General features: G+C 60.2%; 12 protein-coding genes. 8 read left to right on the top strand and 4 right to left on the bottom strand.

Annotation, left to right across the window (positions count from 1 at the left end; genetic code table 11):
• Positions 1 to 1059: a histidinol-phosphate transaminase gene (gene hisC, locus QWI20_RS11525; RefSeq protein ID WP_369305610.1), complete on the top strand. Its 1059-nt coding sequence runs from the start codon at positions 1 to 3 to the stop codon at positions 1057 to 1059.
• A 26-nt stretch (positions 1060 to 1085) separates the two neighbouring features.
• Here hisC and algW read toward each other — a convergent pair whose 3' ends face one another.
• Complete coding sequence (algW, locus tag QWI20_RS11520) at positions 1086 to 2252, bottom strand: Do family serine endopeptidase AlgW (RefSeq protein WP_192171777.1); 1167 nt, start codon at positions 2250 to 2252, stop codon at positions 1086 to 1088.
• Between the two features lie 98 nt (positions 2253 to 2350).
• On the opposite strand from algW, the gene QWI20_RS11515 reads away from it, so the two are divergent.
• The 3 genes from QWI20_RS11515 (at position 2351) to cysN (ending at position 6197) form a co-directional block, all read left to right on the top strand.
• On the top strand, positions 2351 to 3109 hold the full coding sequence (locus tag QWI20_RS11515; protein ID WP_369305587.1) for a Nif3-like dinuclear metal center hexameric protein: 759 nt from the start codon (positions 2351 to 2353) through the stop codon (positions 3107 to 3109).
• A 147-nt stretch (positions 3110 to 3256) separates the two neighbouring features.
• Positions 3257 to 4174, top strand: coding sequence for a sulfate adenylyltransferase subunit CysD (gene cysD, locus QWI20_RS11510; RefSeq protein WP_369305586.1), 918 nt, complete (start codon positions 3257 to 3259; stop codon positions 4172 to 4174).
• Between the two features lie 124 nt (positions 4175 to 4298).
• On the top strand, positions 4299 to 6197 hold the full coding sequence (gene cysN / locus QWI20_RS11505; protein WP_369305585.1) for a sulfate adenylyltransferase subunit CysN: 1899 nt from the start codon (positions 4299 to 4301) through the stop codon (positions 6195 to 6197).
• Positions 6198 to 6340: 143 nt separating this feature from the next.
• Here the strand turns inward: cysN and QWI20_RS11500 are convergent, their stop codons facing one another.
• The gene (locus tag QWI20_RS11500; protein ID WP_065992106.1) at positions 6341 to 6778 is read right to left on the bottom strand and encodes a YhcB family protein; all 438 of its coding nucleotides are present in this window, start codon (positions 6776 to 6778) and stop codon (positions 6341 to 6343) included.
• Between the two features lie 145 nt (positions 6779 to 6923).
• On the opposite strand from QWI20_RS11500, the gene QWI20_RS11495 reads away from it, so the two are divergent.
• The 3 genes from QWI20_RS11495 (at position 6924) to zapE (ending at position 10087) form a co-directional block, all read left to right on the top strand.
• The gene (locus QWI20_RS11495) at positions 6924 to 7553 is read left to right on the top strand and encodes an alpha/beta hydrolase (RefSeq protein WP_369305584.1); all 630 of its coding nucleotides are present in this window, start codon (positions 6924 to 6926) and stop codon (positions 7551 to 7553) included.
• Positions 7554 to 7581: 28 nt separating this feature from the next.
• Positions 7582 to 8931 (top strand): tryptophan--tRNA ligase, encoded by a 1350-nt coding sequence (locus QWI20_RS11490; RefSeq protein ID WP_369305583.1) that lies wholly within the window; start codon positions 7582 to 7584, stop codon positions 8929 to 8931.
• 61 nt (positions 8932 to 8992) lie between these two features.
• Positions 8993 to 10087 (top strand): cell division protein ZapE, encoded by a 1095-nt coding sequence (gene zapE / locus QWI20_RS11485; RefSeq protein WP_369305582.1) that lies wholly within the window; start codon positions 8993 to 8995, stop codon positions 10085 to 10087.
• An 83-nt stretch (positions 10088 to 10170) separates the two neighbouring features.
• Here the strand turns inward: zapE and QWI20_RS11480 are convergent, their stop codons facing one another.
• On the bottom strand, positions 10171 to 11091 hold the full coding sequence (locus tag QWI20_RS11480; protein WP_369305609.1) for a GlxA family transcriptional regulator: 921 nt from the start codon (positions 11089 to 11091) through the stop codon (positions 10171 to 10173).
• A 220-nt stretch (positions 11092 to 11311) separates the two neighbouring features.
• Here QWI20_RS11480 and QWI20_RS11475 point away from each other — a divergent pair, with 220 nt between their 5' ends.
• A complete protein-coding gene (locus QWI20_RS11475; protein ID WP_369305581.1) occupies positions 11312 to 12448 on the top strand; it encodes an acyl-CoA dehydrogenase family protein in 1137 nt (378 codons plus the stop codon).
• Positions 12449 to 12526: 78 nt separating this feature from the next.
• On the opposite strand, the gene QWI20_RS11470 is transcribed toward QWI20_RS11475, so the two are convergent.
• Positions 12527 to 13564, bottom strand: a complete 1038-nt coding sequence (locus QWI20_RS11470) for an NADP(H)-dependent aldo-keto reductase (protein WP_369305580.1) — start codon at positions 13562 to 13564, stop codon at positions 12527 to 12529.
• Positions 13565 to 13750: the final 186 nt, after the last annotated feature.

The following is a 13750-nucleotide window of genomic DNA, read 5'->3' as shown; positions in this document are numbered from 1 at the left end:
ATGAGCAAATTCTGGAGTCCCTTCGTCAACGACCTGGTGCCGTATGTGCCGGGCGAGCAGCCCAAGCTGACCAAGCTGGTGAAGCTCAACACCAACGAAAACCCCTATGGCCCGTCGCCCAAGGCGATCGAGGCCATGCGCGCTGCGGTCAGTGACGACCTGCGCCTGTATCCCGACCCCAACAGTGACGTGCTGAAGCAAGCCGTAGCGCGTTACTACGGCGTCGACGCCAATCGCGTGTTCCTCGGCAACGGTTCAGACGAGGTGCTGGCTCACGCCTACAACGCCTTTTTCCGGCAGAACAAGCCGCTGCTGTTCCCGGACATCAGTTACAGCTTCTATCCGGTGTATTGCGGCCTGTATGACGTCGCCTACGAGGCCGTGCCGCTGGATGAGCAGTTCCAGATTCGCGTCGAAGATTACGCGCGTCCCAATGGCGGCATCATTTTCCCGAACCCGAACGCACCCACGGGCTGCCTGTTGGCCCTTGATGCCGTCGAGCAGATCCTCAAGAACAGCCCGGATTCAGTGGTGATCGTCGACGAGGCGTATATCGACTTCGGGGGCGAAACCGCGATCAGTCTGGTGGACCGCTATCCGAACCTGCTGGTCACTCAAACGCTGTCCAAATCGCGCTCGCTTGCCGGGTTGCGAGTGGGCCTCGCGGTGGGGCATCCGGACCTGATCGAAGCGCTGGAACGGGTCAAGAACAGCTTCAACTCCTATCCCCTGGACCGTATGGCCATTGTCGGCGCAGCAGCGGCATTCGATGACCGTGAGTACTTCGAGCGCACCTGCCAGCGCGTGATTGCCAGCCGTGAAGCGCTTGTCGAGCAGTTGGAGGGCAAGGGCTTCGAAGTGCTGCCCTCGGCCGCGAACTTTATCTTCGCCCGCCACCCCCAGCACGACGCTGCCAGTCTGGCGGCGAAGGTGCGGGAGCAGGGCGTGATCGTGCGCCACTTCAAACAGGCGCGCATCGCGCAATTCCTGCGCATCACCATCGGCACGCCTGAACAGAATCAGGCGCTGGTGGATGCGCTGGGGGATTTGTCGAACTGAGCTGACGGTTGCCTAACGGCAACCGATCAATTCTCTGCCGCAGGCGCCGTTGTCTGCGGTGGACGCACGCCCACTTCGGCGGTCAGTTTCAATTCCTTGCCGTTGCGCATGACCTGAATGGCAATCTTGTCAGTCGGTTTGGTGCGGGCTACTTGATTCATTGAGCGACGGCCGTCGCCCGCCGGCTCGCCGTTGATGCTCAGGATCACATCACCCAGTTGCAAGCCTGCCTTCTGCGCCGGACCGTCGCGGAAGATCCCGGCGACCACGATGCCCGGACGATCCTTCAGCCCGAACGATTCCGAGAGCTCCTGCGTCAGCGGCTGTACCTCGATGCCCAACCAGCCGCGAATCACTTGGCCGTGTTCGATGATCGACTTCATCACCTCCAACGCCAGCTTGGTCGGAATCGCAAAACCGATGCCTTGGGAGCCACCGGATTTGGAGAAGATCGCCGTGTTGATCCCGGTCAGGTTGCCGTTGGCGTCCACCAGCGCGCCGCCCGAGTTGCCGGGGTTGATCGCCGCGTCGGTCTGAATGAAGTCTTCGTAAGTGTTGAGGCCCAGCTGATTGCGCCCGGTGGCACTGATGATGCCCATGGTCACGGTCTGGCCAACGCCGAACGGGTTACCGATGGCCAGGGCAACGTCGCCGATGCGGATAGCGTCGGAACGGCCAAGGGTAATGGAAGGCAGGTTCTTCAGGTCGATCTTCAGCACTGCAAGGTCGGTCTCGGGGTCGCTGCCGACGACTTTGGCAATCGTCTCGCGGCCGTCTTTAAGCGCAACGACAATCTGGTCGGCGCCGGAGGTCACGTGGTTGTTGGTCAGCAGGTAGCCTTCCGGGCTCATGATCACCGCCGACCCCAGGCTCGACTGCATGCGCTTTTGTTTGGGCAGGTTGTCCCCGAAGAAACGACGAAACTGCGGGTCGTCGAACAGCGGATGGTTGGGTTTGTTGTTGTTATTGACCATCTTGGTCGTGTACAGATTGGCCACGGCCGGGGCGGCGTTGCTGACAGCGTCCGCGTACGAGACTGGACCCTGTTGCACGAAGGTCTGTTGTGGCGCTTGTTGCAGGTTCACGTCCTGGCTTGGCAGCCCGACCCATTGGGGATAGCGCTGGATAATCAATAAAGCGATAAGCACACCAGCGAGCAAGGGCCAGCCGAGAAAACGCAGCGCTTTGAACATTGAGCGGAGTCCTGAAGGTAGAAGCGCCTAGCTGCGCCATAATGGCCGGCATTATACGAGGACCGACACGGTCTGGACTGCATATTTAGGAGACTTTTATGGCGGTTGCCTTGAGCACCCTGGTAGAAGAAGCGGACCGCTATCTCGGTAGCGCACGCATTCAGGATTATTGCCCCAACGGCTTGCAGGTCGAGGGCCGGCCGCAGGTCAGCCGAATCGTCTCCGGCGTCACCGCAAGTCAGGCGTTGCTGGGCGCAGCCGTGGAGGCCAATGCCGATCTGGTGCTGGTGCATCACGGCTATTTCTGGAAAGGCGAGAACCCCTGCATCACCGGCATGAAACAGCGTCGGCTGAAGACGCTGCTCAAACATGACATCAGTCTGCTGTCCTATCACCTGCCTCTCGATTTGCATGCTGAGGTAGGCAATAACGTTCAACTGGCCCAGCAACTGGAGATCACCGTCGAAGGCCCGCTGGACCCTGACAATCCGCGCATCGTCGGGCTGGTGGGCTCACTCAGCGAGGCCATGACGCCGCGGGATTTCGCCCACCGCGTCCAAACCGCTCTGGGGCGCGAGCCGTTGTTGATCGAGGGCGACGGCATGATTCGCCGGGTCGGCTGGTGCACCGGAGGCGGGCAGGGCTACATCGATCAAGCCGTGCTGGCCGGCGTGGACCTGTATTTGAGCGGTGAAGCGTCCGAGCAGACCTTTCACAGCGCGCGGGAAAACGGCATCAGTTTCATTGCCGCCGGCCACCACGCCACCGAGCGTTATGGTGTGCAGGCCCTGGGTGATTATCTGGCGCGGCGCTTTGCCCTGGAGCATCTGTTCATCGACTGTCCGAACCCGATTTAAAGTGTCCGAGGGTCCAAAGCATGAGCTATATGGTTAGATCGTTTCGATCTATCCCCGCCGCTGAATAGAATCAGGCCCCATGATAAAGTGCCTCGCTCGATAGGGCCCGCAGGCTCTCCATACACGTACGTTATCCCGTGAGTAACCATGGTCGACAAACTGACGCACCTGAAACAGCTGGAGGCGGAAAGCATCCACATCATCCGCGAGGTCGCTGCCGAGTTCGATAGCCCGGTGATGCTGTACTCCGTCGGTAAAGACTCTGCCGTGATGCTGCATCTGGCGCGCAAGGCCTTCTTCCCGGGCAAGCTGCCGTTCCCGGTGATGCACGTCGACACCCGCTGGAAATTCCAGGAGATGTACCGCTTCCGCGACAAGATGGTCGAGGAAATGGGCCTGGACCTGATCGTGCACGTGAACCCGGACGGCGTCGCGCAGGGTATCAACCCGCTGACCCACGGCAGCTCGAAGCACACCGATATCATGAAAACCCAGGGCCTCAAGCAGGCCCTCGACAAGCACGGTTTCGATGCCGCGTTTGGCGGCGCCCGTCGTGACGAAGAGAAATCCCGCGCCAAAGAGCGCGTGTATTCCTTCCGTGACACCAAGCACCGCTGGGACCCGAAAAACCAGCGTCCCGAGCTGTGGAACGTCTACAACGGCAACGTCAACAAAGGCGAGTCGATCCGCGTGTTCCCGCTCTCCAACTGGACCGAGCTGGACATCTGGCAGTACATCTACCTCGAAGGCATCCCGATCGTCCCGCTGTATTTCGCCGCCGAGCGCGAAGTCATCGAGATGAACGGCACCTGGATCATGATCGACGACGACCGCCTGCGTAATCACCTGTCCGACGAGGACAAGAAGCGCATCGTCAAGAAGAAGGTCCGCTTCCGCACACTGGGCGACTACCCGTTGACGGGCGCTGTCGAATCCGAGGCTACCAGCCTCACCGACATCATTCAGGAAATGCTCCTGACGCGAACTTCCGAGCGCCAGGGTCGGGTCATCGACCACGATGGCGCAGGCTCGATGGAAGAGAAGAAGCGCCAAGGCTACTTCTAGCGGCAAGCAGCAAGTTGGAAGCTTCAAGCCGAAAAGCTGAAGCTCACTTGAACCGGAAGAATTTTGACTAGCTGTATGCCGACAAGCTTGCCGCTTGAAGCTTACAGCTTGGAGCTTGAACCCAATGAGCCATCAATCTGAATTGATCAGCGAGGACATCCTCGCCTATCTAGGCCAGCACGAACGCAAGGAAATGCTGCGTTTCCTGACCTGTGGCAACGTCGACGACGGCAAGAGCACGTTGATCGGGCGTCTGCTGCACGATTCCAAGATGATCTACGAAGATCACCTGGAAGCCATCACCCGTGATTCGAAAAAATCCGGCACCACCGGCGACGAAGTCGATCTGGCGCTGCTGGTCGATGGCCTGCAGGCTGAGCGCGAGCAAGGCATCACCATCGATGTCGCGTACCGCTACTTCTCCACCGCCAAGCGCAAATTCATCATCGCCGACACCCCCGGCCATGAGCAGTACACCCGCAACATGGCCACCGGTGCGTCTACCTGTGACCTGGCGATCATTCTGGTCGACGCCCGCTACGGCGTGCAGACCCAGACCAAACGCCACAGCTACATCGCGTCGTTGCTGGGAATCAAGCACATCGTGGTCGCCATCAACAAGATGGACCTCAATGGTTTCGACGAGAACATCTTCGAGCAGATCAAGGCCGATTACCGGGCGTTCGCCGACCGCATTGCGCTGAAGCCGACCACCATGGAATTCGTGCCGATGTCGGCCCTCAAGGGCGACAACGTGGTCAACCGGAGCGAGCGCTCGCCCTGGTACACCGGCAAGTCGCTGATGGAAATTCTCGAAACCGTCGAGATCGCCAACGACCGCAATTTCACCGACCTGCGTTTCCCGGTGCAGTACGTCAACCGTCCGAACCTGAACTTCCGCGGTTTCGCCGGCACCCTGGCGAGCGGCATTGTGCATAAGGGCGACGAAGTCGTTGTGCTGCCGTCCGGCAAGAGCAGCCGCGTGAAATCCATCGTCACCTTCGAAGGCGAGTTGGAGCACGCAGGCCCGGGTCAGGCCGTAACGCTGACCATGGAAGACGAGATCGACATCTCCCGTGGCGACCTGTTGGTGCATACCGACAACGTCCCGCAAGTGGCCGACGCCTTCGACGCCATGCTGGTGTGGATGGCCGAAGAGCCAATGCTGCCGGGCAAGAAATACGACATCAAACGCGCCACGTCCTACGTGCCGGGTTCGATTGCCAGCATCACCCATCGTGTTGACGTGAACACGCTGGAAGAAGGCCCTGCCAGCTCGCTGCAGCTGAATGAAATCGGCCGCGTGAAGATCGCACTGGACGCGCCGATCGCCCTCGACGGCTACGACAGCAACCGCACGACGGGCGCGTTCATCGTCATCGACCGTTTGACCAACGGCACTGTGGCGGCCGGGATGATCATCGCCAAACCGGTGGTTGCGGGTGGCGGGAGTCATCACGGCGCGCTGGCCCATGTGTCGGCAGAAGAGCGCGCTCAGCGCTTCGGCCAGAAGCCGGCAACCGTGCTGTTCAGCGGTTTGTCGGGAGCAGGCAAAAGCACGCTGGCGTATGCCGTGGAGCGCAAGCTTTTCGACATGGGCCGTGCGGTGTTCGTCCTCGATGGCCAGAACCTGCGTCACGACCTTAACAAGGGCTTGCCGCAGGATCGCGCCGGTCGCACCGAGAATTGGCGTCGTGCCGCCCACGTTGCGCGTCAGTTCAACGAAGCAGGCCTGCTGACCCTCGCAGCGTTCGTCGCGCCGGACGCAGGCGGTCGGCTGAATGCCAAGGCCCTGATCGGCGATGATCGACTGATCACCGTGTACGTTCAGGCCTCGCCGCAGGCCTGTCGTGAGCGTGATCCGCAAGGGCTCTACGCCGCCGACAAGGACAACATCCCGGGTGAATCCTTCCCGTACGACGTCCCGCTGGACGCCGACCTGGTCATCGACACGCAGTCGCTGAACGTCGAAGAAAGCGTCAAACAGGTGTTGGACCTGCTGCGGACCCGCGGCGTGATCTAAGCGTCGTTTGCCGAACAAGAAACCCGCCAGTGATGGCGGGTTTTTTGTTTCTCTTGCCATTGCGGATCGGGGTCAATCCGCCGCCCACAAAAAAGCCCGCCCCTGATCACCTCAAGGGCGGGCTTTTGCTGAAACGTGTGTTCTTACTTTTTCAAACCGTAGTGCTCATCCAGCATGCCGGGGGAGTCAGGCGATTTCGGCGCGTAGTCCTTCGGCGGTTCAGCGGCCGTGCGCGGTGGCGTCAGGCGATCGCGGTGTGGATGCAGCGCGTCCGGGTGCAGCGCGGCCAGCAGGCGCTGACGGGTGATGTCGTCGGTGGCCAGGCGGTTGGCGCCCTCGGCCAGATGCTCCTGAACATCGTGATAGCTCTGCGACAGCTTCTGCACCAGATTGGCCGTGCTGTTGAAGTGAGTGATCACCTCGTTCTGATACGTATCGAAGCGCTCCTGAACGTCATCCAGCTGGCGCTGAGTCCCGTTGGGCACGGCATTGGGCAGCGCGCGCGCCACGAAGAAACCGATGATCACACCAACCACCAGGGCGATGGTCGGCAGCAACCAAACTAAGAGCGAGTAATCCACGAGTCCTTCCTCTATAAACGGCTTTGCTTTACGTTAACGGCTCGAACCTGCGCTGTATAGCGGCGACGCGTCGCCAGCCTGCCAGCCACAGACAATCAGCTAGACGAGTCGACCCAATTGAAGGTCACGGAGTTCATTCTTGCTCATGCGTGAGACCCCTGTATTCATCGACGGCCCGGTGGGCCAACTCGAAGCGTTGTACCTCGATCTGGACGAGCCCAAGGGCATCGCGCTGATATGCCATCCTAACCCGGTTCAGGGCGGCACCATGCTCAATAAAGTGATCTCGACGCTGCAGCGCACTGCGCGCGATGCCGGTCTGATCACCCTGCGCTTCAACTATCGCGGCGTTGGCGCCAGCGTCGGCAGCTCGGACATGGGCGAGGGAGAAGTCGACGACGCACAGGCGGCGGCGAGTTGGCTACGCGACAAGCATCCCGACCTCCCCATGACCCTGTTCGGATTTTCCTTCGGCGGTTTCGTGGCGGCTACCCTGGGCGGGCGTCTTGAGGCTGAAGGCGAAACCCTGAAGCACCTGTTCATGGTCGCACCCGCCGTCATGCGCATCGCCAACGTGGAGGCATTGCCGCACAAGGGCGCGCTGACGCTGATTCAGCCGGAAACCGACGAAGTCGTTGACCCACAACGTGTGTACGCGTGGTCTGACACGCTTCAGCGCCCCCATGAGCTGCTGAAAGTGGCAGAATGCGGGCACTTTTTTCACGGCAAGCTGACCGATCTCAAGGATCTGATTCTGCCGCGCCTTTCGAATTGATCGCAGCACCCAAAATAAGCGACTAGCCATGACCACTCGTATCCTGACCGGTATCACCACCACCGGCACACCGCACCTGGGCAACTACGCCGGCGCCATCCGCCCGGCTATCGTTGCCAGCCGCCAGAGCGACGCTGACTCTTTCTACTTTCTGGCCGACTACCACGCGTTGATCAAATGCGATGACCCGCTGCGCATTCAGCGCTCGCGTCTGGAAATCGCGGCAACCTGGCTCGCGGCAGGGCTGGACGTCGAGCGCGTCACGTTCTATCGCCAGTCCGACATCCCGGAAATCCCCGAGCTGACCTGGCTGCTCACCTGCGTTGCCGGCAAGGGGCTGCTCAACCGTGCCCACGCCTACAAAGCCTCGGTGGACAAGAACGTCGAAGCCGGTGAAGACCCGGACGCCGGCATCACCATGGGGCTGTTCAGCTACCCGGTGCTGATGGCCGCCGACATCCTGATGTTCAACGCCCATCAAGTGCCTGTTGGCCGCGACCAGATCCAGCACGTCGAAATGGCGCGCGACATCGGTCAGCGCTTCAATCACCTGTTCGGCAATGGCAAAGAATTCTTCGTGATGCCGGAAGCGCTGATCGAGGAAAGCGTCGCGACACTCCCTGGCCTGGACGGCCGCAAGATGTCGAAAAGCTACGACAACACCGTGCCGCTGTTCACCAGCGGCAAAGACATGAAGGAAGCAATATCCCGCATCGTCACCGACTCTCGTCTGCCGGGCGAGGCCAAGGATCCGGACACTTCGCATCTGTTCACGCTGTACCAGGCATTCGCTACCAAGGAACAGGGCGACGAGTTCCGCGCCGACCTGCTCCAGGGGTTGGGTTGGGGCGATGCCAAGCAACGCCTTTTCCAGTTGCTGGACGCGGAGTTGGGCGAGGCACGGGAGAATTACCATCGCCTGATCGAGCGGCCAACCGACCTGGAAGACATTCTCCAAGCGGGCGCCGAGAAGGCCCGTCGTGTGGCCACGCCGTTTCTGGGCGAGCTGCGTGAAGCGGTCGGCCTGCGTTCATTCCGCACCGCTGCGCAAACCGTCACGGCGACCAAGAAGAAGGCCAGCAAAGGCCCTCGCTTCATCAGTTTCCGCGAAGACGACGGCAGCTTCCGCTTCCGCCTGCTGGCGGCCGACGGCGAGCAACTGCTGCTGTCGCGCAATTTCGCAGACGGCAAGGCGGCCGGCGCCGTGACCAAACAGCTGCAGCAGGGCGGTGAGCTGGACATTCGGCCCGAAGGCGATGCCTTCACCCTGTGGCTGAGTGATGCCTGCGTCGCCGACAGCCCGGCGTTCGCCGATGCCGCCGCCCGTGACGCCGCGATCGAGAGCCTGAAACTGGCGCTCGCGCCACAACAGGATTAATTGCCATTCCAATGGGCCATCGCTACAGTGACGGCCCGTTTTTGCTCCCTTGCAAGCGACTATGACCCCTCTAGAACGATACCAAGCTGACCTGAAGCGTCCGGACTTTTTCCACGACGCCGCGCAAGAGAATGCGGTGCGACATCTGCAGCGTCTGTACGACGATCTGGTCGCCGCCCATGACCGCAAGCCGGGACTGCTGGGCAAGCTGTTCGGCAAGAAAGAAGCCCCCATTGTGAAGGGGCTGTATTTCTGGGGCGGTGTGGGCCGGGGCAAGACCTACCTGGTCGACACCTTCTTCGAAGCGCTGCCGTTTGAAGACAAGACGCGCACGCACTTCCACCGCTTCATGAAGCGCGTGCACGAGGAGATGAAAAACCTCAAGGGCGAGAAGAACCCGCTGACCCTGATCGCCAAGCAGTTTTCCGAAGAAGCGCGGGTGATCTGTTTCGACGAATTCTTCGTATCGGACATTACCGACGCGATGATCCTCGGCACACTGATGGAAGAGCTGTTCAAGAACGGTGTGACCCTGGTCGCGACGTCGAACATCGTTCCCGACGGTCTGTACAAGGACGGTCTGCAGCGTGCGCGTTTCCTGCCGGCGATTGCGCTGATCAAGCAAAACACCGAAATCGTCAACGTCGACAGCGGCGTCGACTATCGCCTGCGTCACCTGGAGCAAGCCGAGCTGTTCCACTTCCCGCTGAACGAAGCGGCAGAGGAGAGCATGCGCAAAAGCTTCCGCGCGCTGACTCCGGAATGCACCAAGGCCATCGAGAACGATGTGCTGATCATCGAGAACCGGCAGATCAAGGCGATCCGTACATGCGACGACGTGGCGTGGTTCGACTTCCGCGAGCTGTGCGACGGGCCGCGTAGCCAGAATGATTACATCGAACTCGGCAAGATCTTCCATGCGGTGCTGCTCAGCGGCGTTGAGCAGATGAGCGTGACCACCGACGACATCGCGCGCCGGTTCATCAACATGGTCGACGAGTTCTACGACCGCAACGTCAAGTTGATCATCTCGGCGGAAGTCGAATTGAAAGACCTGTACACCGGCGGCCGCCTGAATTTCGAATTCCAGCGCACCCTCAGCCGTTTGCTGGAAATGCAGTCCCACGAATTCCTGTCGCGGGCGCATAAGCCCTAGGTGGCAGCTGCAAGCCTCAAGCGGTAAACCGCAAGTGGTCACACCGCCACTTGCAGCTTGAAACTTGCCGCTTGAAGCTGCTTTCAGGCCGCCTGCTGAAACTGCTGCCGGTACTGGTTCGGTGAAAGGTCGGTGTGTTGGCGGAACAGGCGCGCGAAGAAGCTGGCGTCGTCGTAGCCCACTTCATAGCTGATGGTCTTGATGCTCTTGCGTGAGCCCGACAGCAAGCCCTTTGCGGTTTCGATGCGCAGCCGTTGCAGGTAATGCAGCGGCTTGTCGCCCGTTGCGGTCTGGAAGCGGCGCATGAAGTTGCGGATGCTCATGCCGTGCTCGCGGGCCACATCCTCGAAACGGAATTTGTCGGCGAAGTGCTCTTCAAGCCAGTGCTGAATCTGCAGGATGATCACGTCCTGGTGCAGCTTCTGCCCGCCAAAACCAATCCGTCCCGGTGCGTAGCTGCGCTGCACTTCATAGAGAATGTCGCGGGCGACGGTCTGCGCGACATGGGCGCCGCAGAAGCGCTCGATCAGGTAGATGTACAGATCACACGCTGAAATCGTGCCGCCTGCGCAATACAGGTTATCGGCGTCGGTGAGGTGCTTTTCCTGATTCAGCAGCACGTTCGGAAAGCGCTCGGCGAATTCGTTGAAGAACCGCCAGTAGGTGGTCGCTTCCTTGCCGTCGAGCAATCCCGCGTCTCCCAGCCAGAACACGCCGCTGGCTTCACCGCAGAGCACGGCGCCGCGCGCATGTTGCTCACGCAGCCACGGCAGGATTTGCGGGTAGCGTTCACGCAGGGTGTCGAAGTCTTCGACAAAGGCGGGAAGGATGATGATGTCGCTGTGTTCAAGCAGGCCGTCTACAGGGATCACGACGTCGCTGAAACTGCGGACTTCCTTGCCGTCCGGGCTGACCAGTCGGGTTTCGAAGGCCGGCTTGAAGCCCTGTCCCAACTGCTTGCCGTAGCGCAGGCTGGCGAGGTGGAAGAAATCTTTGGCTTGCATGAGCGTGGAGGCAAAAATTCCATCGATCGCAAGGATGCTGACACGCCGCAACGGCGCGTTTGGTTGGATAGACATAGTCTTTTGTTCTTATATGGGAAAGTGGTCAAGCAACGGCGTGATCGTCTTATTTTTTGTCGGATGTGTCCAGTGTCGCCATCAACCCGCTGCGCCTACGCTCTGCTGACGTTTTGTCCGACAATCCTTCGCGTCAGGTGCAGCCATGCTTCCCAGAACACTCTTCAGCTCAGAGCACGAGCTTTTCCGAAATAGCGTGCGCAAGTTCTTCGAACAGCACGCGGTGCCCTTTCATGCCCAGTGGGAGAAGCAGGGCCACATCGACCGCACGCTGTGGAACCGGGCAGGGGAGCAGGGCATGTTGTGTTCGCATCTGCCGGAAGAGTACGGCGGCATGGGCGCGGATTTTCTCTACACCACGGTGGTGATCGAAGAAATTTCCCGCCTCGGCCTGACCGGCATCGGCTTTTCCCTGCATTCGGACATCGTCGCGCCGTACATCCTGCATTACGGAAGCGAGGCGCTGAAGCTCAACTATTTGCCCAAGCTGGTCTCGGGGGAGCTGGTCACTGCCATCGCGATGACCGAGCCCGGCGCGGGTTCCGACCTGCAAGGGGTCAAGACCACTGCGGTGCTGGATGGCGACCAGTACGTCATCAATGGTTCGAAGACGTTTATCACCAACGGTTTTCTTGCCGATCTGGTGATCGTGGTCGCGAAGACGGACCCCAAGGCGGGCGCGAAGGGCACCAGTCTGTTTGTCGTGGAAGCAGGCACGCCAGGCTTCGCGAAGGGCAAGCGACTGGAGAAGGTCGGCATGAAGGCGCAGGACACGTCGGAATTGTTCTTTCAGGACGTCAGAGTGCCCAGGGAGAACCTGCTGGGCCAGGCCGGGATGGGTTTCGCTTATCTGATGCAGGAACTGCCCCAGGAGCGTCTGACGGTCGCCATCGGCGCCATTGCCTCCGCCGAAGCAGCCTTGCAGTGGACGCTCGATTACACGCGTGAGCGCAAGGCGTTTGGCAAAGCCATCATCGACTTCCAGAACACCCGCTTCAAACTGGCCGAAATTGCTACCGAAGTTCAGATTGGTCGTACGTTCATTGATCGATGCCTGGAGTTGCATCTGGAAGGGAAGCTGGATGTGCCGACGGCAGCCATGGCGAAATACTGGTCAACCGACCTGCAGTGCAAGGTGCTGGATGAATGCGTGCAGCTGCATGGCGGCTACGGTTTCATGTGGGAGTACCCGATCGCCCGGGCATGGGCGGACGCGCGAGTTCAGCGGATTTATGCCGGGACCAACGAAATCATGAAAGAGATCATCGCCCGGTCTCTGTAATCCTGTGCTGAACCCCAGAGGGGCCTTGTAAAGACCCTCTGCGGTTCCACAGTCAATCAGCGATCACGCAATCACCGATCAAGGCGCAGGATTCGGTTGATCCTTGTGAATCGCTTCAATGCCCGCCAGCACTTCATCCGACAGCACCAGTTCCGCGCTCGCCAGATTGCTTTCCAACTGCTCCAGCGTCGTTGCACCGATGATGTTGCTGGTGACGAAGCTGCGCCCGGTCACGAACGCCAGGGCCATTTGAGCCGGATCAAGACCGTGTTCGCGAGCCAGTGCAACATAACGCGCGCAGGCCGCTTCCGATTGCGGATTGAAATAGCGCGTGAAGCGGCTGTACAGGCTCAGACGGCCCTTGGCAGGACGGGCGCCGTCGGCGTATTTGCCAGACAACATCCCGAAGGCCATGGGCGAGTAGGCCAGCAGGCCGCATTGCTCGCGAATCGCCACTTCTGCCAGACCCACCTCGAAGCTGCGGTTGAGCAGGTTGTAGGGGTTCTGAATCGACACCGGGCGCGTCAGACCATGGGCGTCGGACTCAGCAAGAAACTTCATGGTGCCCCATGGCGTTTCGTTGGACAGACCGACGTGGCGGATCTTGCCGGCCTTGACCTGTTCGTCCAGCGCTTCAAGCACTTCCAGCAGCGGGGTGAAGTGCTCCTCGCTGTGGTTGTAACCGAGTTTGCCGAAGAAGTTGGTGCTGCGCTCAGGCCAGTGCAATTGATACAGATCGAGGTAGTCGGTCTGCAGGCGTTTCAGGCTCGCATCCAGCGCAGCGACGATGTGATCGCGGTTGAATTTCAGCTGGCCGTCACGAATGTAATCGATGCCGTTGCCGGGACCGGCGATCTTGCTGGCGAGGATCCAGTCAGCGCGGTCGCCGCTCTGCTTGAACCAGTTGCCGATGATGGTCTCGGTGCTGGCGTAGGTTTCTTTCTTCGGCGGGACCGGATACATCTCGGCGGTGTCGATGAAATTGATGCCGGCGGCCTTGGCCCGTTCGATCTGCGCGAAGGCCTCGGACTGGCTGTTCTGCTCGCCCCAAGTCATGGTGCCGAGGCAGATTGCGCTGACATTGAGGTCGGTTCTGCCCAGTTGGCGGTAGTCCATTTGGCTCTCCTGTTTAAAACAGCCATAAAAGCAGGTTGAAATTTTTTTCGCAATCTGCATAATTCCGCTCCTCTTTGTCGCTGGAGTGATGCCCCGCGCCAAAAGAAACCGCTGCGATCGAACGCGCTGACCCGAGCCCCCTATAGCGTTCGTGCCCGGCGGCCTTTGACTTGTCAAAGACCGTAC

The organism is Pseudomonas sp. W2-17, from assembly GCF_041060445.1.
Lineage (GTDB): Bacteria > Pseudomonadota > Gammaproteobacteria > Pseudomonadales > Pseudomonadaceae > Aquipseudomonas.
Note: the sequence above shows the minus strand (reverse complement) of the source record. Positions and strands in the feature narration are given on the sequence as shown.

Excerpts from the sequence above, each read along its gene's own strand:
- QWI20_RS11495 (WP_369305584.1), top strand. The coding sequence starts at position 6,924 with ATGCGTGAGACCCCTGTATTCATCGACGGCCCGGTGGGCCAACTCGAA.
- cysN (WP_369305585.1), top strand. The coding sequence starts at position 4,299 with ATGAGCCATCAATCTGAATTGATCAGCGAGGACATCCTCGCCTATCTA.
- cysD (WP_369305586.1), top strand. The coding sequence starts at position 3,257 with ATGGTCGACAAACTGACGCACCTGAAACAGCTGGAGGCGGAAAGCATC.
- QWI20_RS11490 (WP_369305583.1), top strand. The coding sequence starts at position 7,582 with ATGACCACTCGTATCCTGACCGGTATCACCACCACCGGCACACCGCAC.
- QWI20_RS11515 (WP_369305587.1), top strand. The coding sequence starts at position 2,351 with ATGGCGGTTGCCTTGAGCACCCTGGTAGAAGAAGCGGACCGCTATCTC.
- algW (WP_192171777.1), bottom strand. The coding sequence starts at position 2,252 with ATGTTCAAAGCGCTGCGTTTTCTCGGCTGGCCCTTGCTCGCTGGTGTG.
- zapE (WP_369305582.1), top strand. The coding sequence starts at position 8,993 with ATGACCCCTCTAGAACGATACCAAGCTGACCTGAAGCGTCCGGACTTT.
- QWI20_RS11475 (WP_369305581.1), top strand. The coding sequence starts at position 11,312 with ATGCTTCCCAGAACACTCTTCAGCTCAGAGCACGAGCTTTTCCGAAAT.
- hisC (WP_369305610.1), top strand. The coding sequence starts at position 1 with ATGAGCAAATTCTGGAGTCCCTTCGTCAACGACCTGGTGCCGTATGTG.
- QWI20_RS11480 (WP_369305609.1), bottom strand. The coding sequence starts at position 11,091 with ATGCAAGCCAAAGATTTCTTCCACCTCGCCAGCCTGCGCTACGGCAAG.
- QWI20_RS11470 (WP_369305580.1), bottom strand. The coding sequence starts at position 13,564 with ATGGACTACCGCCAACTGGGCAGAACCGACCTCAATGTCAGCGCAATC.